We start from the raw sequence: 22,467 nt of genomic DNA on the forward strand, positions 1-22,467 counted from the left end.
TGGGAACTCCCGCGATGACCAGCAGTTGGCTGCCTGCGTCAATTTAACTCAGGGAGTTCCCGCGCATGAAGACGACCAAGCTCGCTCTCGCCATGATGTTGGCAACCGGCCTCGCCGCCGCACCGTTCGCCGCGCAGGCCAAGTCGCACAAGGCGAAACATGAATCCACGACACCTTCCTCGCAGACGACGGGCGCCAATACCAAATCGAAGAGCCCCGATGCTTCCGGTCAAGGCGGCTCCGGCCCCGGCTCGGACCAGGGCGGCACCATGACCAAGGGCACGAGCACCGCCAAATAGGGCGCACAGCCGTTCATCGAAGGCCCCGTTACCGCGGGGCCTTCTTGCTTTGGTGGTCAGATACAATCCTTCCAGCGCCACATCGTCCGCGACGCTTTCTGGCCGCGCCGGACGTCGACGGTGCTAAGGCCGCGCCCCCGCGGAGTTCGCCTTCACGAGCTGGTCGAGTTGCGCCCGCTTGCGTCCAATCAGGAGCTGGGCTGCGGCGTCATCGAGACCCTCGCACTGCAATTGCCTGATGGCTGAGCCCAGTTCGAGAATCTCGGCGCGCAGTCTCAGGATCCGGTACGTGTCCGGGTCTTCCTCCACTGCGCGCTCCCAAAAGTCTCAGCGGCGCACGATGGCGCGCACGGGATCACTGGCCTTCTTCAGCGGACGAAAACGGACACGATGACGGACATCCGGCAAGACATCGCCGCCGCCAGCCGCCTTCCATTCGCCGATCAGCAGGTTGATTTTCCGGCGCAGATCCATCTGCGCCAGGGCCTTTTCTGTGCAGTCGCGATCACGGTCGACGAGGTCGCGGACGGACGCCTCGACACTGGCCATCTCCAGCCTCAAGGCACTGATTTTACGTCGAATTTCATTAATTCTGTTGTCCATGACTTGTTAGAACAAAATAAGAACATATAGTCAAGTCACGATTTCAGAAAGGAGAGGTGAGATGCAGGTTCAAGGCAAATACGACGCCCGGGTTCTCCTCGCGGAGCAGATGACGAGAGCGCAAGGCCTGAAGTTGAAGCGGCTGAGCGAGGAGGCCTATCAGCCCGCGCAATACGATCGGGATCTGTCCTTCACCGAGGCCGCGCACCGCATCCAGGTGCTCGAGGCGGAGATCGAACTGGCGGACTCCTTCTAGCGGAGCACAGCCGGCGCATTTGGAACGTTGCGCAACCGATCCGGTTCTCTCACCTAGCCAAGGGAGAGAGGTGATGGCACGCAAGGCAACAAAGCGCCGCTACTCGCCCAGCGCCGGCAGCGATGTCGCGCGCGAGATGCGACGCTACAAGAAGGGCACCGCCAGAAGCGGCCCCGCCGGTCGTGGCGGGCGCGTGAAGAACCGAAAGCAGGCAATCGCGATCGCCCTGTCGGAAGCGCGCGCGAAAGGCAAGAAGGCGCCGAAGAAGGCCTCGAAGCGAAAGACTTCCAAGAAAAAGACTTCCAAGAAGAAGACAGCCAAAAAGACAAAGAAAAAACTCGAAGCGGAAATCCAAGCGCTGACGCGGCCTGCCGTCAGATCATGCTGCCCGGCATGAAGCAGCGGATCGCAATCCCGAACGCGGTCTTCACCGGCCAGACCATGGTGCGCCCCGCCCGGTTCGGCTCAGTGATGACGGCTTCATCGGGGACATCAACCCATTGCCCCTCGAGACGCACGCGGTAGTGCCCGTCATGTGATTCCCAATCGGGATCCGAAACGGCAAATCCGTCGGCGTCCGAGCAACACGGACCGAGATGGCTACGCAGGCTGTCGAACCAGGGCTTTAGGGGTGAGTTGGCGTAGCGGCCATCGTCGCGCCCGAGGGCGCTTCCAGTCGTCAGCACGATTGGCGCCGCCAGCAGCGCATATCTCAGCGAGAGCTTCAATCGATCCATGTCGGCACCGATCAAATGCGAACCTCCGGTTCCACAAGACGGCCGGACGTTCGAAGTTCCACTGCTGCAACTTGCTCCAGCGTCGTCATTGACGCCAAAGCCCAACACGCGATTCCAAAAGTGTGACGGGCGAACGCGGCTTTTTCGGACGAACCCGTCATCATTGCTGCCGTTAACGAGAATGTTATCGGCGGCCTGTGGGTATCTCGGATGCGAATGAGAAAAGGCGGCCCCGGGGCCGCCTTTTTGGATTTGCGCTGGAAGAGTTCGACCTATGCGAGCGGCACCGCGACGAACCGGGTCGCCTCCGCGCCTTTCACCTGCAACAGCACGCTGTTCTTGCCGGACGATTTGGCCTGCGCCAGCTCGGAGCGGACGTCGCCGACATTGGCGACCGCCTTGCCGCCAACATTGAGGATGACGTCGCCAGTCTGGATGCCGCGCTGCGCGGCAGGTCCCTGCGGGTCGACCTCAGTCACGACGACGCCCTTCTGGCCGGCGCCCTGCACGTCGGCAGCCGGCGCCAGGCTGAGCCCGAGGCGCGGCGTGCCGTTGCCCGGCTGCGCCTTGCCCTCGTCGGCTCTCGCCTGCCGCTCGTTCGGCAACTCGCCGAGCGCGAGCGTCACCGTCTTGCTGTCGCCCTTGTGGACGACGTCGAGCTTCACGGACGTGCCCGGCGCCAGCGTGGCGATGGTGCGGGCGAGATCGCGGGAGTCCTTGATTGCGGTGCCATTGACGGCCGTGATGACGTCGCCCGCCTCGATGCCGGCCTTCGCCGCCGGGCTGCCCTCCTGAGGATTGTCGACGATCGCGCCGCGTGCCGCCTTCAGGCCGAGGCTGTCCGCGATCTCGGCCGTCACCGGCTGCACCTGAACGCCGAGCCAGCCGCGGGTCACTGCACCCCTGTCCCTCAACTGCGCGACGACGAGCTTCGCCGTCGTGGACGGGATGTCGAAACCGATGCCGACCGAGCCGCCGGAGGGCGAGAAGATCGCGGTGTTCACGCCGATCACGTTGCCGTTCATGTCGAAGGCCGGGCCACCGGAATTGCCCTTGTTGATGGGCGCGTCGATCTGGATGAAGTCGTCATAGGGTCCGTTGCCGATATCGCGGCCGTTGGCCGAGACGATGCCGGCGGTCACGGTGCCGCCGAGGCCGAAGGGATTGCCGACCGCAACGACCCAATCGCCGATCCGCGGTTTCTGGTCGGAGAACTTCACGAACGGAAAGTCCTTCTTGCCATCGACCTTGATCAGCGCGAGGTCGGTCTTCGGATCGGTGCCGACGACCTTTGCGGTGTAGGTCGTGCCGTCATCCATAGTCACCTGCACGGACTCGGCGTGGTCGACGACGTGGTTGTTGGTCACAGCATAGCCGTCGGCCGAAATGAAGAAGCCGGAGCCCTCACCGGTGATGACCTGGTGACGCTGGCGCGGCATGCCGTTCATGCCCGGGCCGCGAAAGCCGAACTGCCGCGAGAACTGGTCGAACGGCGAATCCTCGTCCGAGTCCATCCGGTTCTGCTGAAGCATGGCGCTCTTGTCGTTGTCCTGGTCGATCCTGACCCGCACCGAGATGACGGCGGGTTTGACCTTGGCAACGAGATCGCCGAAGCCCGGCGGCGTGGCGGCACTTTCCGCGGCGTGGGCCGGCGCGATGAAGGAGGTCACATTGAGCGGCGAAGAGCCGGGAGAAGCAGCCAGCACGGCCACGCCAAGCGCGGCCACAGTGCTGAGCAGCGCGAGCCGGCGCGGCCGCAGGATCTTGCGGGACGTGGTGGTGTCGGAATTGACGCGATCGTTCATGTCGAAATGTCCATGTTGGGTAAGTCGCCTTGCATCCAACATGGCCTTCGTCACCTTACGGCGTCCCGTCCACGCGATTAAATCTTGGCAAAGGTGCCCGTCGCACGGCCCAAAATAGGCGCTGCACATTTGATGCAGCTCAACGCAGGCCTTGCGCGCAGTGAAAAACTGCGGTCACCGGATGATGTCCAGCGGAGGCGCGCCATGTACAAAGACATTCTCGTCCACATTCCGACCGAGCGCCCGATGCGTCCCGTGATCGACGGCTCGATCTCGCTCGCGGCGCATCTCAACGCCCATCTCGACGCGGTCGCGGTCGGTTACGCCGCAACCAGCGCGGCCTACATCATGGAGGGCGGAGCCGCCGTGGCGGCCGTGTTCGAACTTGAACGCGAGCGCGCAGCGGAGCGGGCCGAGGCTGCGCTGGCGGTCTTCAAGAGCGAGGCGGCAAGCGCCGGCATCTCCTACGACTGCCATCCCCTCGGCGCGATCCCGGTGGACGCCGCCGGCGCGCTTGGCGAGATGGCGCGGCTGCACGACCTCAGCATCGTGCTCCAGCCCGATCCGGCGCTGGATTCATTCGACAACGACGTGCCCGGCGAGATCCTGTTCCAGGCGGGCGGCCCGGTGCTGTTCCTGCCCTACACCTTCCACGGCGCCTTCAGGGCGAAGCGGATCGGCATCTGCTGGGACGGCAGCCGGCTCGCCGCCCGCGCGATGCGCGACGCAGCTCCCTTCCTGGCGCGCGCCGAGGAGATCGTGATCATCACGATCAACGAAGCCGACACGGCGCCCGGCGAAGTCTCGGCGGCCAACCTGGCGAAACATCTCGCCCGCCGCGGGCTTTCGACCCGCACCGTCGGCCTGTCCGCCGCGCGCTCCGACATCCAGCCAACCATCCTGTCACTGGCGGCGGACGAGAACCTCGACTTGCTGGTGATGGGCGGCTACGGCCATTCGCGATTGCAGGAGCGCTTTCTCGGCGGCGTCACCCGCGCCATGTTGAAGGCCATGACGGTGCCGACACTGATGTCGCATTAGCGAAGCAGGCCTGCCGCTCTCATGCCGCTGCCGGGGTCTCCTCCCACGGGGTGACCGAAATAGCGTCCTCGGCGCGTTGCGCATTGCACGCGTCGAAATGCGCCTTCAGCGCGATTTCGGCGAGATGTTCGAAATGCTCGGCCTGGCCGAGGAGTTCCCAGTTCTGGAGCGGCCGGTAGGCCGCCTGCTGACGACAGAGGGACGCCAGCGCCCGGTAGCGACGTACGTTCTCCATGAGACCCTCCCTCGCATTCACAGAGCTTATTGCCCTGATTTGCGTCAGGCCGATGGCGGTTATGCAAAACATTTGCTGCCTGCACAACGGGCCCGACCTGGATTAATTATCGGGAACGGGCTGCAAGAAATGTAGTTCCAAACGTCGGCTTGGAACTCCAGGCCTGACGCGTCAGGCGTAGAGGCGGCGCTCCACGGTTACGCCGACCAGGTCGAGATACCGCTCGATCAGATCGGGCCGGCCGACGAGATAGCCCTGCATCTCCTCGCAGGCTTCGCGTTCCAGGAAGGCACGCTGCGCCTCGGTCTCCACCCCTTCGGCGACGACCGGGATGTTGAGGGCGTGCGCGAGGCTCAGCACCGCACGGACGATCTCGGCCGATTGCGGCGACGCTTCGAGATCGGAGATGAAGCTGCGATCGATCTTGATCTTGTCGAACGGAAACGACTGGAGATAGGACAGCGAGGAATAGCCGGTGCCGAAATCGTCCATCGCGATGCGGATACCGAGCGCCTTGAGCCGCCGCAGCAAATTGAGCGCACGGGCGAAATCGCCGATCAGCACGCCCTCGGTGATCTCAACCTCGAGCCGCGTCGGCGAAAGCCCGGTCTCCAGCAGGATCTGGTGGATCGAACGCTCGAGGTCGCCGGCCTGGAACTGGACGGGCGACAGATTGACCGCGACCTGCAACGGCCGCGGCCAGGATGCGGCCTCGCGGCATGCCTCGCGCAGCACCCATTCGCCGATCTGGATGATCAACCCGTTCTCCTCCGCAAGCGGAATGAACTGGTCCGGCGGCACGAAACCACGCGTCGGGTGATTCCAGCGCAGCAGCGCCTCGAAGCCGATGATCTCACCGTCCATCCGCGCCTGTGGCTGGAAGTAGACGAGGAACTGGTTCTGCTCCAGCGCCTGACGCAGGTCATGCTGCAACAGCCTGCGGTCGCGCAGTTCCCGATCCATCTCGGATTCGAAGAAGCAGACCCGGCCCCTGCCCTCGCGCTTGGCGCGATAGAGTGCGGAATCGGCATTGGCGAGCAACGTCGCGGCATCCACGCCGTCATCGGGATAGACGGCGATGCCGACGCTGACGCCCACCTGGGAGAGGTAGTCGTCGACCTCAAGCTCCTTGCCGATCACCTCGACCAGGCGCTCGGCGAGCGCGAGCACATCCTCGCGCCTGATGTCGTCCGGCATCAGGATCATGAACTCGTCACCGCCGACGCGGGCGACGAAGGCGCCGTCGGCTTCGGCAGCGAGACGATCCGCGGCCGCCCGCATCAGCATGTCGCCAACGGGATGGCCGAAGACGTCATTGACTTCCTTGAAGCGGTCGAGATCGAGACTGAGCACCGCGAAACTCGTCGATGCCTCCTGCGCCCGCTCCAGCCGCTCGTCCAGCGCCGCATTGAAGGCGCTGCGGTTCGGCAGGTCAGTCAGGGCGTCGTGATGTGCAAGATGGCTGATCCGCGCCGCGTTGGTGATCCGCTCCGTCACGTCCTCGATGACGCCGACGAGATATTGCGGCGCGCCGTTGCCGTCGCGCACCAGCAGCTTGCGCGAGTTGACCAGGCGATCGTGGCCGTTGACCCCGACCTCAAGCAGGTGTCCCTCCAGGAACATCGGCGTGCCGCTGTCGACGACGCGGCGATCCTGCTCGCTGACGGCGCGGGCGACTTCCCGAGGAAAGATCTCCTCCGGCGTCTTGCCCAGCATCTCTTCGCGCGGCATGCCGTAATACTCTTCGCCGGCGCGGTTGAGCAGGACGTAGCGGGAATCCTTCGCGTCCTTGGCAAATACGGCGATCGGAATGTTCTCGATGATGCTGTCGAGGAACTCGCGCGCCCGCACCAGGTCCTGCTCGGCGCGCTTGTGGGTCTGCTCGAGCTCCTCGATCATCAGCTTGATCGCGCGGTCGGTACGGCGGCGATCGCAATCGCTCTCCTCATAGGCCGCGCTGACCAGCTCGCCGAGCCTGGTCACATCGACCTGCCCGGTTTCGTCGGTCGCCTGGCGAATCTGTCTTGCCAGCAGGCGATGCATGGTCACGCGGCCACCTCCGCGATCATGGTCACGGTCATGGTCTGGTTGTGCAGCTCGCAGCGGCCAGTCGCCGCGGGGGGAGCGATCTCGCCATAGGAGTAGAAGCCGATACGGACAACGTCGTCGCCGAGCTCGGCGGCAACCGCATCGAGCTCATCCTGCGTGCGCTGGCCCATCACCCTGCGGCGACCGGTGCAGCTCACCAGGATCGCGAGCTTGTCGCCCTCGATCCCATCGGCGAGCGCACTGCGCGCCTGCCGGCCTGCTTCGCCGGCGCCTGCGGCAAGACTGTCGAAATTGGCGCGCATCAGCTGTGCGGTGCATCCTTCCGGAATGTCCGCCGCAAAGGTCAGCGTGCGGGTGTTGCGATCCACCGCAAAGACGGAGCGCACGATCTGACGATCCGGTTCGGCCTCGTCGTGAATGCGCAAGGGAAATGCGAGGCCAGAACCCGGCATCGCCGCGGCCTCCTCTTCGCCGAGATAGCGTGTGTAGAGGTTCAGCGGCGGCTCGCCGTCGAGCTCCATGACCATGGAGCCCTCCGACTTCGTCACCTTGCGCCGTGGGCCGAAGACATCCCACCCGCCGGCACACCCATGGGCAATACGGACGGCGGAGCCGTAGAGGCCGATCAGAACCACGCGGTTCGCGGACGGTTCAGCGTCGCCACCAACCAGGGTCTGTTCGAAGCGGTCGTCGTCACCGGCAAGACCGCCCGTCACCGGCACATCCGGCCCGAGGACCTCCGTGATCCCCGCCACGAGCTCGCTGCCGTTCACGCTCAGCCCGTCCGATAGAATGAAAATGCCCGCGAGATCCGGCGCCGCGATCCGGCGCGCAAGATCGACGCCGCAGCTCCGGGACGCATCACGCGATGCGATGGCCTGGCTTGCCAGCCGAACCTTCGTACGCTCGAAACGCAACGCGACGGCAACGACCTCGTCGTCACTGATGTCATCGCCGTGAATCTGGCCGCTGGTGCTGCCGCCGACGATATGGCTTTCGGGATAGAGCCGACGCAGCTCATGGTAACGCTCGCCGCTCGCCAGTTTCTCGCGGCCGCCGAAATAGAGCACGAGCTGGGCGGGCTCGCGCAGAGCGTTCGCTCCGCGCCAGCCATGGGCAGCATTCCAGTGGAGATATTGAATGTGCATCCCACGCGCTCTCTGCGGTTCTTGAACCACAGATTGTGGCGCGGCGCATTGCCTCGCCGTTAATCAGGAGCCTGCTTTGCGACCATTGGTTACTCCGGCATGAAAGCGGTGACGAATTCGCGATCAATTCCCCGTAGCCCCCCGGAGAAATGCCGCGCGTGTGCACGTACCTCCGTAATCTACCGGAGGCGCGCAGTCTCGCCGGCGCGCAGCAGCTGCGTGGAATTATCCTGCATTTTTGGAACCCGCGCGGCCTCGGCAGCAATGCGGATGGCCGCGATGTTGCCCGCATAGTCGACGCTGCTCTTGCCGCGAAACACCGCGGAACCGGCCACGAGCGTATCGGCACCAGCGGCCGCGACGGCAGCAGCATTGTCGCGCGTAACGCCGCCATCGACCTCGAGCCGGATCGACCGGTCGCCGATCATGCGGCGAATGCGCCCGATCTTTTCGAGCTGCGATTCGAGGAAGGACTGGCCGCCGAAGCCCGGATTGACCGTCATCACCAGCACGAGATCGAGACGGTCGAGCACATATTCAATCGCGCTCTCCGGCGTCGCCGGGCACAGGCTGACACCGGCCTTCTTGCCGAGCGCGCGGATCGCCTGGAGCGAGCGGTCGAGATGCGCGCCAGCTTCGACATGCACCGTGATGACGTCGGCGCCGGCTTTCGCGAACGCCTCAAGGTAAGGATCGGCCGGTGCGATCATGAGATGCACGTCGAAGACTTTCTTCGTCGCCGGCCGGATTGCCCTGATGATATCGGCGCCGAAGCTGATGTTCGGGACGAAATGTCCGTCCATGACGTCGCAATGGATCCAGTCGGCGCCGGCAGTGTCGATGGCCGCGATCTCCTCGCCGAGGCGCGCGAAGTCGGCGGCAAGAATTGATGGAGCGATGATGATCTCTCTGGTCATGGCTTGGTGCTCCGCACATCGGCTCCGCCGCTGAAGACGCGGCTTGCGAGAATATCCGCCGGATCGATGGTTTCGAGGTCGGCGACATCGAGCATGCGGTCGAGGTCGGACACCAGGCGATCGGCCTGCCGCAAGCGGATGCGATCCACCGCGTTGCGGATCGAGCGGGCGTTGGAGAAGAACGGCTGGGTCCGGCGCAACTCAATGTACCTCTCGAAGGCTTGGCGCGCGGCTACCGAGAAGCGGTAACCCCGCTCCTTCAGCATCAGCTCGGCGATGACGAGCAGCTCAGATTCCGCATAGTCGGGAAAATCGATGTGGTGGGCGATGCGCGAGCGGAAGCCGGGATTGGAGGCAAAGAAGCTCGTCATCCGCTCGCCATAGCCGGCGAGGATCACGACGAGGTCTTCGCGCTGGTTCTCCATCACCTGGAGCAGGATCTCGATCGCCTCCTGGCCGTAGTCGCGCTCGTTATCTGGACGATGCAGATAATAGGCCTCGTCGATGAAGAGAACGCCGCCCATCGCCTTCTTCAGTATCTCTTTGGTCTTCGGCGCGGTGTGGCCGATATATTGGCCGACGAGATCGTCGCGCGTCACCGAGATCACCTGCCCGCGCCGCACGAAGCCGAGGCCGTGCAGGATTTTTGCCATGCGCAGCGCCACGGTGGTCTTGCCGGTGCCGGGATTTCCGGTGAACGACATGTGCAGCGTCGGCGGCGACGATGCGAGTCCCGCACGCTGCCGGATGCGCTCGATCAGCAGCAGCGACGCAATCTGACGCACGCGGCTCTTCACCGGCTTGAGCCCGGTCAGCTCCTGCTCGAGCTGTTGCAACGTATTGGTGATCCCGGCTGCCTCGGCCTCCTTGCGGAGATCGAAATGGGCCTCGCTATGTTCGGTCGTTGCGGCGTGGGGGACATCGAGCATGGCTACCCTCGAAGAAAAGAGCTTCGCCGCGGAGGGAGCGGCGAAGCAGTGGTCCGCCAAGGAAACGGAGCAGGGAGTGCTCCGCGCGGAGGAGAACGGTCATTGAGAGGCGTGCGCGGCCGGCTTTCGAACCGTGGTGTAGCGGATCGCGCGTCCGCCCACCTCCTGCCGCACCAGTTCGAACTCAGCCTCCTGCGGCGGCCGGTTGACCAGGAACGAGATCCGCACCGATTCCCAGCCATGGCTGGAGTCGAAGCCGCTGACGCGAATGTAGCGATCGCCATACACCCTGCGGCACTCCGCGAGCTCCATCATCACGCCGGCGGCGTCCTGAAGGTCGAACATCGGCAGGCCCCACATCTCCCAATAGGTATTGCGGGGATGCGGATCATCGGTGAATTCGATGTTCACGGCCCAGCCGTTGGCGAGGCAGTATTGCACCTGCTTGGTGATCTGGTCGTCGGTGAGATCCGGCAGGAACGAGAAGCAGCCTTGGGTCAGTTTCATGTCGCATCTCCCTAGACGGTTTCGAGCGCGGTCGGCACGAAATCCGGCGTGTCCGTGGATTGATAGTTGAAAGTCACGTCCTTCCAGACCTCGAGCGCCGCCTTCAGCGGTGTGCAGGTCTGCGCGGCCTTGGCCAGGATCTCCGGACCTTCATGGACGTAGTCGCGGCCCTCGTTGCGGGCGAGGATCATCGCTTCCAGCGCCACGCGGTTGGCGATTGCGCCGGCTGCAATGCCCATGGGATGGCCGATGGTGCCGCCGCCGAATTGCAGCACGACATCCTCGCCGAGCAGATCGAGCAGCTGGTGCATCTGGCCGGCATGGATGCCGCCGGAGGCGACCGGCATCATCTTGTTCAGGCTCGCCCAGGACTGGTCGAAGAACAGCCCATGCTCGAGCCGGGTCGGATTGAAGTCCTCGCGGCAGACGTCGTAATAGCCGCGCGTCGTGTTCGGATCGCCTTCGAGCTTGCCGACCACCGTGCCGGCATGGATGTGGTCGACGCCGGCGAGCCGCATCCATTTGGCGATGACGCGGAACGACACGCCATGGCTCTTCTGCCGCGTATAGGTCGAGTGACCGGCGCGGTGCAGATGCAGGATCGTGTCGTTGCGGCGCGCCCATTTGGCCATGGACTGGATCGCGGTGTAGCCGATCACGAGGTCGATCATCACGATGCACGACCCGAGCTCTTTCGCGAACTCTGCGCGCTCGTACATGTCCTCCATCGTTCCTGCGGTGATGTTCAGGTAGGTGCCCTTGACCTCGCCGGAAGCCGCCTGCGCGCGGTTCACCGCCTCCATGCAATAGAGAAAGCGGTCGCGCCAGTGCATGAAGGGCTGCGAGTTGATGTTCTCGTCGTCCTTGGTGAAATCGAGCCCACCCTTCAGCGCCTCGTAGACCACGCGGCCGTAGTTGCGCCCCGAAAGCCCGAGCTTCGGCTTGACGGTTGCGCCCAGCAGCGGCCGGCCGAACTTGTCGAGCCGTTCGCGCTCGACCACGATGCCGGTCGCAGGCCCCTGGAACGTCTTCACATAGGCGACCGGGAAGCGCATGTCTTCCAGACGCAGTGCCTTCAGCGGCTTGAAGCCGAACACGTTGCCGATGATCGAGGCCGAGAGGTTGGCGATCGAGCCTGGCTCGAACAGGTCGAGGTCATAGGCGATGTAGGCGAAATACGAGCCCGGGGTGCCCGGCACCGGATCGACGCGGTAGCACTTTGCGCGATATTTTTCCGCAGCGGTCAGGCGATCGGTCCACACCACGGTCCAAGTCGCGGTCGAGGATTCACCGGCAACCGCGGCCGACGCCTCGATCGGGTCGACACCCTCCTGCGGAGTCACACGGAACAGTGCGATGACATCGGTGTCCTTCGGCGTGTATTCGGGCTCCCAATAACCCATGCGCGCGTATTCCATCGTGCCCGACCGATAGCGCTCTTTGCCGCGGACAGTTCCTGCATGTGCATTCATGGCTCTCTCCTGCTCTTCTCTCTCTGAATGATTAGGCCGCGACGGGCTCGCGGGCACCGATGCGTGGATCGAGTTCGCCGGCGCGGTACCGCCGCGCCATCTCGCTCAAGGGAATGACCTTGATCCTGCTGGCATGACCCGCGGTGCCGAACTGCTCGAAACGATCGCGGCACAGCTCGCGCATCGCATCCATTGCGGGCTTGAGGAACTTGCGGGGATCGAACTCGGAGCGCGTTTGGGCGGCCACTTTTCGGAACACCGCAGTCATCGCCAGGCGGCAGTCGGTGTCGATATTGACCTTGCGCACGCCGCTTTTGATGCCGCGGACGATCTCCTCGACCGGCACGCCCCAGGTCTGCGGCATCTCGCCGCCGAACTGGTTGAACATGTCCTGGAGCGGCTGCGGCACCGAGGACGAGCCGTGCATCACGAGATGCGTATTCGGCAAGCGGCGGTGGATCTCCTCGACCACCCGCATCGCCAGGATGTCGCCATCAGGCTTGCGGCTGAACTTGTAGGCGCCGTGGGATGTGCCCATCGCGATCGCCAGCGCATCGACTTTGGTGGCACGGACGAAATCGACGGCCTGATCGGGGTCGGTCAGCAACTGATCGTGGCTGACCTTGCCCTCGACGCCGTGACCATCCTCCTGCTCGCCGCCGCCATGCTCGAGCGAACCGAGCACACCGAGTTCGCCTTCGACGGAGGCGCCGACCCAATGAGCGAGATCGACGACGCGGCGGGTGATCGCGACGTTGTAGTCGTAGTCGGCGGCCGTCTTGGCGTCGGCCTTCAGCGAGCCGTCCATCATGACAGAAGTGAAGCCGTGCGCGATGGCAGAGGCGCAGGTCGCCTCGTCATTGCCGTGGTCCTGGTGCATGCAGAGCGGGATATCCGGATAGGTCCGCTCCAGCGCGTCGATCATGTGGGAGAGCATGATGTCGCCGGCATAGCTGCGTGCACCGCACGAGGCCTGGATGATCACGGGCGCATCGACCTCGGCCGCCGCCTGCATGATCGCAATGCCCTGCTCCATGTTGTTGATGTTGAACGCCGGCACCGCATAGCCGTGACTGGCGGCATGATCGAGCAATTGGCGAAGGGTGATACGGGCCACGGGACGTCCTCCTTATTGGCTCTTGCGGGTGATCGCCCGGCGGGCGGCTTCGGCAATGCTTTGCGGCGTGATGCCGAATTCGCGGTAGAGCACCGGCGCGGGCGCCGAGGCGCCGAAGCCACGCATGCCGACGAACTCGCCGTCAGCGCCGATCCAGCGATGCCAATCGCCAACGACCGCCGCCTCGATGCCGACGCGCGGCGCAGTGCCGAGCACAGCGGCGCGGTAGTCCTCCGGCTGCTCCTCGAACAGCGCGAAGCAAGGCGCCGAGACCACGGCCGCGCGGATATGTTCGGTCGCAAGCAGGCGCGCGGCCTCCAGCGCGATCGAGACTTCCGAGCCGGTCGCTATCAAGGTCACATCGCGGCCGCCGTCAGGCGAGACGATGAGATAGGCACCGCGCGCGACACGGCTTTGGCCGCGCGCATCGCTGCGAAACGTCGGCAAGGCTTGCCGCGACAGGCACAGCACGGACGGGCGATGCTCCGCCGCAAGTGCGCAATCCCAAGCTTCCAGCGTCTCCACCGCGTCGGCGGGACGGAACACCAGAAGATTCGGAATGACCCGCAGCGCCGCAAGATGCTCGACCGGCTGATGCGTCGGCCCATCCTCTCCGAGACCGATCGAGTCGTGCGTCATCACATGGATGACGCGGAGCCGCATCAGGGCCGCAAGGCGGATCGCGGGGCGACTGTAGTCGGAGAACGCCAGGAACGTGCCGCCATAGGGAATGAAGCCGCCATGCAGTGCGAGGCCGTTCATCGCGGCAGCCATGCCGTGCTCGCGGATGCCGTAATGGATGTAATCGCCAGCGAACGCGTCACGCTTGACCGGAGTCTGCGCCTTGGCGTGTGTCAGGTTCGAATGGGTCAGGTCCGCGGAGCCGCCGACCAGGCCTGGGATCGTCGCGGCGATGCCGTCGAGCACCTGTTGCGAGGCCTGCCGCGTCGCGAGTTTTGGACGCTCGCTGGCAAAGCGTTCGCGCAGTTTCGCCGCGGCCAGTGCATAGGTGGCGGGAAGAGCGACGACCTTGCCTTCGATGAACAGATCGCGCTGCTCGGGCGTCGCGCTTTCGTAGCGATCGAGCCAGGCGAGACGATCAACCTGCCCGCGTTGTCCGATCATGCGCCACGCCTTCGCGATCGTGACAGGCACCACGAAGGGCTGATAATCCCAGCCGAGCGTCCGCCGTGCCGCCGCGGTCTGCTCGGTGCCGAGCGGCGCGCCATGCGCCTTCTCGGTGCCCTGCCGATCGGGCGCGCCGTAGCCGATGATGGTACGGCAGGCGATCAGCGAAGGCTTTGCAGTCTCGCGCTCCTCGGCGATCGCCTGCGCAACGGCTTCGGGATCGTGGCCATCGACCTGGCGCACCGACCAGCCGGAGGCCGCGAAGCGCGCGAGCTGGTCGTCCGAGGTCGCAAGCGAGGTCGGTCCGTCGATGGAGATGCCGTTGTCGTCGAACAGCACGATCAGCCGCCCGAGCCCAAGATGGCCGGCAAGCGAGATCGCCTCCTGGCTGATGCCTTCCATCAGGCAGCCGTCGCCGGAAATGACATAGGTGAAGTGATCGACCAGGCCATCGCCATGCCGCGCATTGGCCATGCGCTCGGCGAGCGCCATGCCCACGGCCGTCGCAATCCCCTGCCCCAGCGGCCCAGTCGTGGTCTCAACGCCCGGCGTGTGTCCATATTCGGGATGACCCGGCGTCTTCGAGCCCCACTGCCGGAACGCTTTGATGTCGTCGAGGCTGACATCGCCGCCGGTGAGATGCAGCAGCGCATAAAGCAGCATCGAGCCGTGGCCCGCGGAAAGCACGAAGCGATCGCGGTCCGGCCAGTTCGGGTGTGCCGAGTCGAATTTCAGGAAGCGCGAGAACAGCACGGTCGCGACATCGGCCATGCCCATGGGCAGCCCGGGATGGCCGGACTGCGATATCTCGATGGCATCGACCGCGAGGAAGCGGACGGCGTTGGCGAGGTCGTTGTGCGCGACCGCGGTGAGGTCGGCCTCGGCGTGGACGGAGATGTTCATCGGATCCTCCCTCTTCACTTCAGGTTTCGCTTGCGCTCGATCAGTTGCATGATCAGCGGCGTCAGGATGAGCTGCATCGCCAGATCAAGTTTCGCGCCGGGACACACAATGGAGTTCGCGCGCGACATCCAGCTGTGCGGCAGCATCGAGAGCAGATAGGGGAAGTCGATGCCGCGCGGATTCTTGAAGCGGATCACGACCATCGATTCGTCTGGCGTCGGGATCCAGCGCGCGATGAATGGATTGGAGGTGTCCACCGTCGGCACGCGCTGGAAGTTGATGTCGGTATCGGTGAATTGCGGGCAGATGTAGTGGATGTAGTCCGGCATCCGCCGCAAAATGGTGTCGGTGACGGCCTCGGTCGAATAGCCGCGCGCGCTGCGGTCGCGGTGCAGCTTCTGGATCCATTCGAGATTGATCACCGGCACGACGCCGATCTTGAGGTCGGCGTAGCGCGCGACGTTGACCTTGTCGGTAACAACAGCGCCGTGCAGACCCTCGTAGAACAGCAGGTCCGAGTTCTCCGGCAGCCGTTCCCATTCAGTGAAGGTGCCAGGCGCGGCGCCGTGCAGCGCGGCTTCCTCGGCGTCGTGGACATAGTGCCGCGTCGTGGCTGTGCCAGTCTCGCCATAATCGCGAAAGGCCCGCTCCAGCTCCTCGAACAGATTGGTCTCGGGACTGAAATGGCTGAAATGCTTGTTGCCGCGTTCGGCTTCCTTAGCCATCTGCATGCGCATCTCGACACGGTCATAGCGATGGAAGGCGTCGCCCTCGATGTAGACGGCATTGACCTTCTCGCGAAAGAAGATCTGCTCGAACGTCTTCTTGACCGAGGTGGTGCCGGCGCCGGAGGAGCCGGTAATGGAGATGATTGGATGCTTCCTGGACATGGGATACCTCGCTCACAGCCGGAAGAAGCCACGCCGCGCGAACAGCGGCGCGGAGACGCTTGCCACCAGCAGCGGATCGCAATGCAGCTCTTCGACGCGCCGCACCTCGTTGCTCGAGCCCATGATCAGCGGCACGCGCTGGTGCAGGCTTTGCGCCGAGAGGTCGAGGATGCGCTCGCGTCCGGTCGAAGCCGAGCCGCCAGCCTGCTCGATAATCATGGCCATCGGGTGCGCTTCGTAGGTGAGCCGCAGCCGGCCGTCGCCATAGCCTGGGCGCGCGTCGGAGGGATAGAGGAACACGCCGCCGCGGGTGAGGATGCGATAGGCCTCCGCGACCAGCGAGCCGATCCAGCGCATGTTGAAATCATGGTTGGCAGGCCCGTCGACGCCGGTAAGACACTCGTCGATGAAAGCGCGCACCGGCGGATCCCAATGCCGGCGGTTCGAGGCATTGATCGCGAACTCGTCGCAGGCCTCCGAGATCTGCACCGCGCTGCGTGCGAGACGGAAGCAGCCGGCCTTGCGGTCGAGCGTGAAGATGTCGACGCCGTCGCCTAACGTTAGCACCAGCGAGGTCTGCGGACCGTAGGTGACAAAGCCCGCAGCGAGCTGCGCCGAGCCGCGCTGATGGAAGGCGAGTGCGAGGTCGTCCGGCGCGGGCAGGATCGAGAAGATCGTGCCGACGGTCATGTTGATGTCGATGTTGGAGGAGCCGTCGAGCGGATCGATCGCAACGCAGATGTTTGCTTCGCGGTCGCCGATCTGCGGCTCGCGCATCTCCTCCGACGCCAGTGCCGCGATCGGAAGCTTGCTGAGGCAACGGCGCAGGATGGCGTCGGCCTGGACGTCGAGGTCGCGCTGGACATCGCCGTCGCTGTTGCGGCCGGTGGTCAGGCCGGAGGCGTCCGCGAGATCGCCTGTCGCGATGAGGTCGGCGATCTCGATCGCGGCCACCGCAATGGCATCGACGGCCGCCGCAACTGCCAGCGCATGCGGCGCCGTCTCGGAATACCGTTGAAGGTGGTCGTCCAGCCTGAGTTGCCCGGTCATCTGCGTCCATCCCCTTGCGGGCGCCGCATCCAGTTCCCTCCCCGGCGGAGGTCGGTGCGGTCGGTCCCGGCATGAGGAGATTGACAGGGGCAGCTTAATAAGGAAAATTTCTATTCATAATGAGTGCCAAAGAATTTTCTTATAATGGCCCTGGCCATGCAGCGACCCAGCTCCGGCATCTGACGATCCGGCAGCTTCGCTCGCTTGCGGCGCTTTCGGCCAAAGGCAGCGTGACGGCGGCTTCAACGCAACTCGGGCTGACGCAGCCAGCCGTGACCCAGCAGCTGCGCCAACTTCAGGACCTTGCCGGCCTGCCGCTGGTGCAGCGGACCGGTGACGGCATGCTGCTGACGGAGGCCGGCAAGGAGGTTCTGGCGCTCGCCGAGCGGGTCGAAGCCGCGATCATGGACTGCCAGGGCGCGCTCGACCTGCTTGCGGGACGGACCGGCGGCACTGTGCATCTCGGCGCGGTATCGACCGCGAAATATTTCGTGCCGCACGCGATCGCGGCGTTCTCCAAGCGCTATCCCAAGATCGAGATCAAGCTGACCATCGGCAATCGCGAGGAGATCCGCGAGGCCATGCACGGCTACGACCTCGATTGCGCGGTGATGGGCCGGCCACCGGCCGACGTCAGCGTCGACGTCCGTCAGCTCGGGCGCAATCCGCATATCATCGTCGCGCGCAAGGGGCACTGGCTGGAGAAGGATTCAGGCCTCAGCCTGACCGATCTGGTGCACGAGACCTTCCTCACCCGCGAGCCGGGATCGGGCACGCGCACGCTGATGGAAGGGATGTTCCAGAGGTCGGACCTCGAGCCGGTCATCGGCATGGAGATGAGCAGCAACGAGACCATCAAGCAGGCGGTCATCGCCGGGCTCGGCATCGCCTTCATCTCGGCCCACACCGTGGCGCATGAGCTCGCGGAAGGCCGGCTCGTCGTGCTCGACGTCGCGGGCCTGCCGATCGTCCGGCAATGGTACGTGATCCGCCGCAGCGACAAGGTGCTGCTGCCGCCGGCGCAGGCGATGTTCGATTTCCTCGGCTCCGAAGGATCGAACTATTTGCCCGACGTGCCCGAGTTCGGCGAGCGCTAGCTCGCCGACGCTCACCCCATCAGCTTCATCGCAATCGTCGCCGACAGGATGACGATGATCTGAAGCAAGCGCTCTGTCGTGAAGATGCGGTTGAAGGTGGTCATCGCTCGCCCCCGGGCCGTCAAGGTGATCTGAGCGAGTTGCTATCACACGCTTGCGGCGGAGCAACTCCGTAGTCGCCACGGGTTCTGCCCAGCCAGAACCCTCGATCTCCGGAACTCGAATTGTTTCGAACGATTCAAATCTCGTTTCCAGGAATTGCTCGGCGTCGGCCGTGTTCATCCACGTAGTGACTTCGCGTGCACGGACGCGTCTTGCCCCGCGTCCGGCCGCATCCTTGGGGAATTCGGGCGAGTTTTGAAAAATAAGGGAGGGCGCGATGAACTGCATCGCAGCCAACGGAGAGCTATTGTCTTCCGCAGGCCATATTTCCAATCGCAAGGCTCCAGGGATCGCAGGCGCTTTGCTCACGGCACTGATGACCTCGGCTGCATTCCTCGTCAGCCCGCAAGCCCTGGCGCAATCCTCGCAGGGACAAAGCGCGACGCTTCCCCCGGTCACCGTCACCGCACCGGAGGCGCAGCGTCGCTCCAACCCCTCCTCCGCCGCACGCCGGTCGAGCGGCATACGGACCCGCCGGACGCAGACCGCACGCAGGCCGGAGACGCCGGCCGCACCACAACCGTTCGCGCCATCGCAGGATGCGCGGACCGGGACGGTCGGCTACTTTGCCAACAGCACCTCGGTTGCCACCAAATCCAACACGGCAATCGTCAACATCCCGCAATCGCTGGCCGTCATCACCCGCGAGCAGATTCGCGACCAGAACTACCAGGGCCTGACCGACGTGACCCGCTACGTCCCGAGCGTCGCCGTCCACCAGGGTGAAGGCAATCGCGACGAGCTCGTCATTCGCGGCGTCGATTCCAGCGCGAACTTCTTCGTCAACGGCTTTCGTGACGACGTGCAGTATTTCCGCGACATGTACAACGCCCAGAGCATCGAAGTGCTGAAGGGCCCGAGCGCGCTGACCTTCGGTCGCGGCGCCGGCGGCGGCGTGCTCAACCGTACTCTCAAGGAGGCCGACGGCACCCGCATCTACGAGGCGAGCGCACAGACGGGATCGTGGGGCGACCGCCGCGTCACGCTCGATGCAGGACAGGCCATCAACGAGAACGCGGCGGCGCGGCTCAACGTGTTCTACGAGGGCAGCGATGCGTTCCGCGATTTCAACCATCTCGAGCGCTACGGCATCAATCCGACCGTCACGCTGAAGCCTGATGATTTCACCAAGATCAAGCTCTCTTACGAATATTACCACGACGGCCGCACCGCCGATCGCGGCAATCCCTCGCAGAGCCTACCCGGCGGCGTCACCCGGTTCAATCCGACGACACCGTTTGCGCCGAACGGAAATCTTCAGACGCTCTTCGGCAGCCCGAGCCTCAACACGGCGCAGGCGACGGTGCAGACCGGCATGGCGATCATCGAGCACGATTTCCAGAACGGGCTGTCGGTGCGCAACGGCACGATCGCGGCCGACTACCAGAAATTCTACCAGAACGTCTATCCGACCGGCGGGCCGCTCGCCGGCGCCGTCAATGCGGCCGACACAGCGGTCAATCTCGGCGCCTACCAGCACACCACCAACCGCGACAACGTCTTCAACCAGACCGACTTCACCTACAAGGGCTGGACCGGCCCGATCGCACACACCGTCGGCTTCGGCACCGAGTTCGGCCGCCAGACCGGCGTCGACATCCGCAACACTGGCATCTTCCCGAACGGCACCAACACCATCGTCCAGAATCCGTTCGCGCCGACCTATTTCGGGCCGGTTACCTTCGTCCACCACTTCACCGGGACCAACACCGACGGCGTCACGGCGCCGGATTCCAACAGCAAATATGCGTTGAATGTCGAGTCCGGTTACTTGCGCGACACCATCGAGTTCTCGCGCGCGCTCCAGCTCATCGTGGGCACCCGGTTCGACCGCTTCGAGATGTCGGCACTCGACATGAACACCAACCTCAACCGCAACCGCACCGACAATCTGGTGTCGCCGCAGGCGGCCTTGATCGTCAAGCCGATGGAGACCATGTCGGTCTACACCGCCTACAGCATCTCCTATCTGCCCGCCTCCGGCGACCAGTTCTCCTCGCTCAACGACGGCACGCTGATTTTGCAGCCGCAGAAATTCGAGAATACCGAGGTCGGGATGAAGTGGAACATCAATCCGAAGCTGCTGTTCTCGACCGCGATCTACAATCTCAACCGCACCAACCAGCCGATCGCCGACGGCAACAATCCCGGTTTCTTCCTGCCCTCCGGCAGCACGCTGACGCGCGGCTTCGAGGCGAGCCTTGTCGGTTACGTCACCGACCAATGGCAATCCTCGCTCGGCTATGCCTATACCGACGCGAAGATCACCAGCGCGACGTCGGCAACCGTCGTGCCGGGCAATCGCGTGCAGCTCGTGCCGTACAATCAGTTCGCCTGGTGGAACAAGTACCAGTTCACGCCGATGTGGGCGGCCGCGCTCGGTATCATCTATTTCGGCGACTCCTTTGCATCGTCGGACGACACCGTGAGGCTGCCGAGCTTCGTGCGCTTCGATGCCGGTGTCTACGCCACCATCGATGCCAATTGGCGCGCGCAGCTCACGGTCGAGAACATCTTCAATCGCGGCTACTGGGCCTCCGCCGACGGCAACAACAACATCTCGCCGGGCCAGGGACGCACCGTCAGGGTCCAGGCGAGCTACCGGTTCTGACACTCGATCCACCATGCAAGGCTGCGCGCGGCGCCCTTCTCGAATCCGATGGACGGCACGCCCGCGGCCACGCTGCGGAGACGGCCGATTTCAGCGGCAATGACCGGCTCGGCGTCAACGCCTGACGCGGTGATGGCGCCGAACCGGACCAGATGCCGCCCGCTCAGGCGATCGGCGAAATGCGCGATCACGCTGCGCAGGCTTCGCATCTCGCCGCTGCCGAGATTGACGATGCCGGTCAATTTGCTGTCGAGCACGGCGGCAACCATCTGCGCGAGGTCATCGACATAGACGAAGTCGCGCAGTTGCGCGCCGTGCGAGCAGTCGAAGATTTGTCCGGCACTGAGGCTTCGGATCAGCGACGGGATCAGGCGCGCCTCCGGCTCGTGCGGACCGAACGGGACGAATACGCGGCCCCAGGCGGCGCCGGCCGCGACGTAGGCCTCGGATGCCCTGAGCTTGGCTTGTCCGTACAACGTGGTCGGACGACATACGGTGAACTCGTCGCAGAGACCGGCTTGCGGGCCGTATTCGAGACAGCTTCCGATCCCGAGGATCCGGCGCGTGCCGCAGGCCCTGGCGCGCGCGAGCAGGTCGATGCTCGCCTCCGCCCAGAGCCGGTTGACGGGATCCTCGCGATAGCGGCCCGGCCGCGCTTCCCAGGCAAGATGCACGAGATGGGTCGGTCGCGATGCGGACAGCGCGTGCGCGCGACCGGCTTCAGTGAGGAGATCCGCCTGGTGCCAGGTGACGCCGGCCGTCGCCGGCTGCGACGCCCGCGCGACGCCATGCACCTCGAAGCCGCGATCGATCAGTGCGGGCACCAGCGCACGGCCGACGAATCCGGACGCGCCTGTGACCAGCACCCGCTTCATGCGAGATACGGCAGCGCGCGATCGCGCGCAGACAGGATCGGATCGGGAAGCGGCCAGGCGATCGCCAGTGACGGATCGTCCCAGCGAATGCCGGCCGCGCCCTGCGCATCGTAGGACACGTCGATCTGGTACATGAGCTCCGTCCCATCGACGAGCGTCTGGAAGCCATGCGCACAACCGGCGGGGATGAACACGGCATTGCGGCGATCGGCGGCTAGCTCGACCGCGCACCATTGCCCATAGGTCGGCAGCGATCGGCGCAGGTCGACGATCACATCGAAAGCGCGGCCGGCAACGCAGCGCACCAGCTTGGCTTCTGGCTGCCCCGCCTGATAGTGCAAGCCGCGCAAGGTACCGGCGCGGTCGTTGTGGGACACGCTGTGCTGCGCGAAATGCGTCGGCAATCCGCGCGTTGCGAAGGCATCAGCGTCAAACAGCCGCGCGAAGAATCCGCGCGTATCGGTCTCCGGCTCAATCCCGATTTCCAGGACGCCCGGCAACGCCAATGGCGTGAACTTCATGTCAGGCGCTCCCTCCCAAACACCCCCAGTGAATTCGTTTTTTGTTTGCATCGCGCACAGCGATGTCGGAACTTCTGTGGTTCCGGAGGACTCTCTAACAGCCGACGCAGAGCGG

General features: G+C 64.5%; 22 protein-coding genes and 1 pseudogene. 6 read left to right on the forward strand and 17 right to left on the reverse strand.

The annotated features are described in order from the left end of the window. Nucleotides 1–65 precede the first annotated feature (65 nt). Complete coding sequence (locus AC1RR3_RS07390; protein WP_492820878.1) at nt 66–299, forward strand: hypothetical protein; 234 nt, start codon at nt 66–68, stop codon at nt 297–299. A 123-nt stretch (nt 300–422) separates the two neighbouring features. On the opposite strand, the gene AC1RR3_RS07395 is transcribed toward AC1RR3_RS07390, so the two are convergent. Further along, a complete protein-coding gene (locus AC1RR3_RS07395) occupies nt 423–608 on the reverse strand; it encodes a hypothetical protein (protein ID WP_492820880.1) in 186 nt (61 codons plus the stop codon). Nucleotides 609–626: 18 nt separating this feature from the next. Beyond that, nucleotides 627–848, reverse strand: a complete 222-nt coding sequence (locus tag AC1RR3_RS07400; RefSeq protein ID WP_492820882.1) for a hypothetical protein — start codon at nt 846–848, stop codon at nt 627–629. A 115-nt stretch (nt 849–963) separates the two neighbouring features. Here AC1RR3_RS07400 and AC1RR3_RS07405 point away from each other — a divergent pair, with 115 nt between their 5' ends. Together AC1RR3_RS07405 and AC1RR3_RS07410 are read left to right on the forward strand one after the other, a co-directional pair. Beyond that, nucleotides 964–1,158 (forward strand): DUF3072 domain-containing protein, encoded by a 195-nt coding sequence (locus tag AC1RR3_RS07405; protein WP_492820884.1) that lies wholly within the window; start codon nt 964–966, stop codon nt 1,156–1,158. Between the two features lie 73 nt (nt 1,159–1,231). Then, nucleotides 1,232–1,520, forward strand: a pseudogene (locus tag AC1RR3_RS07410) (DUF6496 domain-containing protein). 12 nt (nt 1,521–1,532) lie between these two features. Here the strand turns inward: AC1RR3_RS07410 and AC1RR3_RS07415 are convergent. Both AC1RR3_RS07415 and AC1RR3_RS07420 read right to left on the reverse strand, forming a co-directional pair. Continuing rightward, entirely contained in the window at nt 1,533–1,895 is a 363-nt protein-coding gene (locus AC1RR3_RS07415) for a hypothetical protein (RefSeq protein ID WP_492820886.1), read from the reverse strand. Between the two features lie 272 nt (nt 1,896–2,167). Next, complete coding sequence (locus AC1RR3_RS07420; protein ID WP_492820888.1) at nt 2,168–3,700, reverse strand: Do family serine endopeptidase; 1,533 nt, start codon at nt 3,698–3,700, stop codon at nt 2,168–2,170. 204 nt (nt 3,701–3,904) lie between these two features. Here AC1RR3_RS07420 and AC1RR3_RS07425 point away from each other — a divergent pair, with 204 nt between their 5' ends. After that, entirely contained in the window at nt 3,905–4,741 is an 837-nt protein-coding gene (locus tag AC1RR3_RS07425) for a universal stress protein (protein ID WP_492820890.1), read from the forward strand. 19 nt (nt 4,742–4,760) lie between these two features. Here AC1RR3_RS07425 and AC1RR3_RS07430 read toward each other — a convergent pair whose 3' ends face one another. The 11 genes from AC1RR3_RS07430 to AC1RR3_RS07480 all read right to left on the reverse strand — a co-directional run bounded on the left by AC1RR3_RS07430 (nt 4,761) and on the right by AC1RR3_RS07480 (nt 17,086). Continuing rightward, complete coding sequence (locus AC1RR3_RS07430) at nt 4,761–4,976, reverse strand: hypothetical protein (RefSeq protein ID WP_492820892.1); 216 nt, start codon at nt 4,974–4,976, stop codon at nt 4,761–4,763. 171 nt (nt 4,977–5,147) lie between these two features. Then, on the reverse strand, nt 5,148–7,025 hold the full coding sequence (locus tag AC1RR3_RS07435) for a putative bifunctional diguanylate cyclase/phosphodiesterase (RefSeq protein WP_492820894.1): 1,878 nt from the start codon (nt 7,023–7,025) through the stop codon (nt 5,148–5,150). Next, entirely contained in the window at nt 7,022–8,173 is a 1,152-nt protein-coding gene (locus AC1RR3_RS07440) for an FIST signal transduction protein (protein WP_492820896.1), read from the reverse strand. The genes AC1RR3_RS07435 and AC1RR3_RS07440 overlap by 4 nt, the downstream gene beginning before the upstream one ends. A gap of 179 nt (nt 8,174–8,352) precedes the next feature. Further along, nucleotides 8,353–9,090 (reverse strand): ribulose-phosphate 3-epimerase, encoded by a 738-nt coding sequence (rpe, locus tag AC1RR3_RS07445; protein WP_492820898.1) that lies wholly within the window; start codon nt 9,088–9,090, stop codon nt 8,353–8,355. Next, the gene (gene cbbX, locus AC1RR3_RS07450; RefSeq protein ID WP_492820900.1) at nt 9,087–10,019 is read right to left on the reverse strand and encodes a CbbX protein; all 933 of its coding nucleotides are present in this window, start codon (nt 10,017–10,019) and stop codon (nt 9,087–9,089) included. Before cbbX ends, rpe begins: the two co-directional genes overlap by 4 nt. A gap of 99 nt (nt 10,020–10,118) precedes the next feature. Then, entirely contained in the window at nt 10,119–10,526 is a 408-nt protein-coding gene (locus AC1RR3_RS07455; RefSeq protein ID WP_492820902.1) for a ribulose bisphosphate carboxylase small subunit, read from the reverse strand. Between the two features lie 11 nt (nt 10,527–10,537). Beyond that, nucleotides 10,538–11,998 (reverse strand): form I ribulose bisphosphate carboxylase large subunit, encoded by a 1,461-nt coding sequence (locus tag AC1RR3_RS07460; RefSeq protein ID WP_492820904.1) that lies wholly within the window; start codon nt 11,996–11,998, stop codon nt 10,538–10,540. A 31-nt stretch (nt 11,999–12,029) separates the two neighbouring features. Further along, nucleotides 12,030–13,115: a class II fructose-bisphosphate aldolase gene (fba, locus tag AC1RR3_RS07465; protein ID WP_492820906.1), complete on the reverse strand. Its 1,086-nt coding sequence runs from the start codon at nt 13,113–13,115 to the stop codon at nt 12,030–12,032. A 12-nt stretch (nt 13,116–13,127) separates the two neighbouring features. Continuing rightward, the gene (gene tkt / locus AC1RR3_RS07470) at nt 13,128–15,146 is read right to left on the reverse strand and encodes a transketolase (protein WP_492820908.1); all 2,019 of its coding nucleotides are present in this window, start codon (nt 15,144–15,146) and stop codon (nt 13,128–13,130) included. 14 nt (nt 15,147–15,160) lie between these two features. Further along, nucleotides 15,161–16,036, reverse strand: coding sequence for a phosphoribulokinase (locus AC1RR3_RS07475; protein ID WP_492820910.1), 876 nt, complete (start codon nt 16,034–16,036; stop codon nt 15,161–15,163). 12 nt (nt 16,037–16,048) lie between these two features. Beyond that, a complete protein-coding gene (locus AC1RR3_RS07480) occupies nt 16,049–17,086 on the reverse strand; it encodes a class 1 fructose-bisphosphatase (RefSeq protein ID WP_492820912.1) in 1,038 nt (345 codons plus the stop codon). 119 nt (nt 17,087–17,205) lie between these two features. Between AC1RR3_RS07480 and AC1RR3_RS07485 the strand changes: the two genes are divergently transcribed. Further along, nucleotides 17,206–18,183 carry a LysR family transcriptional regulator gene (locus AC1RR3_RS07485; RefSeq protein ID WP_492820914.1) on the forward strand — a complete coding sequence of 326 codons (978 nt, stop codon included), beginning with the start codon at nt 17,206–17,208 and terminating at the stop codon, nt 18,181–18,183. Nucleotides 18,184–18,562: 379 nt separating this feature from the next. Next, nucleotides 18,563–20,956, forward strand: a complete 2,394-nt coding sequence (locus AC1RR3_RS07490) for a TonB-dependent receptor (RefSeq protein ID WP_492820916.1) — start codon at nt 18,563–18,565, stop codon at nt 20,954–20,956. On the opposite strand, the gene AC1RR3_RS07495 is transcribed toward AC1RR3_RS07490, so the two are convergent. Further along, on the reverse strand, nt 20,944–21,831 hold the full coding sequence (locus AC1RR3_RS07495) for an NAD-dependent epimerase/dehydratase family protein (protein WP_492820918.1): 888 nt from the start codon (nt 21,829–21,831) through the stop codon (nt 20,944–20,946). The genes AC1RR3_RS07490 and AC1RR3_RS07495 overlap by 13 nt on opposite strands. Further along, nucleotides 21,828–22,352: a dTDP-4-dehydrorhamnose 3,5-epimerase gene (gene rfbC / locus AC1RR3_RS07500; RefSeq protein ID WP_492820920.1), complete on the reverse strand. Its 525-nt coding sequence runs from the start codon at nt 22,350–22,352 to the stop codon at nt 21,828–21,830. Before rfbC ends, AC1RR3_RS07495 begins: the two co-directional genes overlap by 4 nt. Nucleotides 22,353–22,467: the final 115 nt, after the last annotated feature.

Source organism: Bradyrhizobium sp. GW821-FHT13H05 (assembly GCF_058804065.1).

What these genes read in the sequence shown, in the direction of transcription:
- AC1RR3_RS07390 (WP_492820878.1), top strand. Translation starts at nt 66, where the DNA reads ATGAAGACGACCAAGCTCGCTCTCGCCATGATGTTGGCAACCGGCCTC.
- AC1RR3_RS07400 (WP_492820882.1), bottom strand. Translation starts at nt 848, where the DNA reads ATGGCCAGTGTCGAGGCGTCCGTCCGCGACCTCGTCGACCGTGATCGC.
- AC1RR3_RS07405 (WP_492820884.1), top strand. Translation starts at nt 964, where the DNA reads ATGCAGGTTCAAGGCAAATACGACGCCCGGGTTCTCCTCGCGGAGCAG.
- AC1RR3_RS07415 (WP_492820886.1), bottom strand. Translation starts at nt 1,895, where the DNA reads ATGGATCGATTGAAGCTCTCGCTGAGATATGCGCTGCTGGCGGCGCCA.
- AC1RR3_RS07420 (WP_492820888.1), bottom strand. Translation starts at nt 3,700, where the DNA reads ATGAACGATCGCGTCAATTCCGACACCACCACGTCCCGCAAGATCCTG.
- AC1RR3_RS07425 (WP_492820890.1), top strand. Translation starts at nt 3,905, where the DNA reads ATGTACAAAGACATTCTCGTCCACATTCCGACCGAGCGCCCGATGCGT.
- AC1RR3_RS07430 (WP_492820892.1), bottom strand. Translation starts at nt 4,976, where the DNA reads ATGGAGAACGTACGTCGCTACCGGGCGCTGGCGTCCCTCTGTCGTCAG.
- AC1RR3_RS07440 (WP_492820896.1), bottom strand. Translation starts at nt 8,173, where the DNA reads ATGCACATTCAATATCTCCACTGGAATGCTGCCCATGGCTGGCGCGGA.
- rpe (WP_492820898.1), bottom strand. Translation starts at nt 9,090, where the DNA reads ATGACCAGAGAGATCATCATCGCTCCATCAATTCTTGCCGCCGACTTC.
- cbbX (WP_492820900.1), bottom strand. Translation starts at nt 10,019, where the DNA reads ATGCTCGATGTCCCCCACGCCGCAACGACCGAACATAGCGAGGCCCAT.
- AC1RR3_RS07455 (WP_492820902.1), bottom strand. Translation starts at nt 10,526, where the DNA reads ATGAAACTGACCCAAGGCTGCTTCTCGTTCCTGCCGGATCTCACCGAC.
- AC1RR3_RS07460 (WP_492820904.1), bottom strand. Translation starts at nt 11,998, where the DNA reads ATGAATGCACATGCAGGAACTGTCCGCGGCAAAGAGCGCTATCGGTCG.
- tkt (WP_492820908.1), bottom strand. Translation starts at nt 15,146, where the DNA reads ATGAACATCTCCGTCCACGCCGAGGCCGACCTCACCGCGGTCGCGCAC.
- AC1RR3_RS07475 (WP_492820910.1), bottom strand. Translation starts at nt 16,036, where the DNA reads ATGTCCAGGAAGCATCCAATCATCTCCATTACCGGCTCCTCCGGCGCC.
- AC1RR3_RS07480 (WP_492820912.1), bottom strand. Translation starts at nt 17,086, where the DNA reads ATGACCGGGCAACTCAGGCTGGACGACCACCTTCAACGGTATTCCGAG.
- AC1RR3_RS07485 (WP_492820914.1), top strand. Translation starts at nt 17,206, where the DNA reads ATGAGTGCCAAAGAATTTTCTTATAATGGCCCTGGCCATGCAGCGACC.
- AC1RR3_RS07490 (WP_492820916.1), top strand. Translation starts at nt 18,563, where the DNA reads ATGAACTGCATCGCAGCCAACGGAGAGCTATTGTCTTCCGCAGGCCAT.
- AC1RR3_RS07495 (WP_492820918.1), bottom strand. Translation starts at nt 21,831, where the DNA reads ATGAAGCGGGTGCTGGTCACAGGCGCGTCCGGATTCGTCGGCCGTGCG.
- rfbC (WP_492820920.1), bottom strand. Translation starts at nt 22,352, where the DNA reads ATGAAGTTCACGCCATTGGCGTTGCCGGGCGTCCTGGAAATCGGGATT.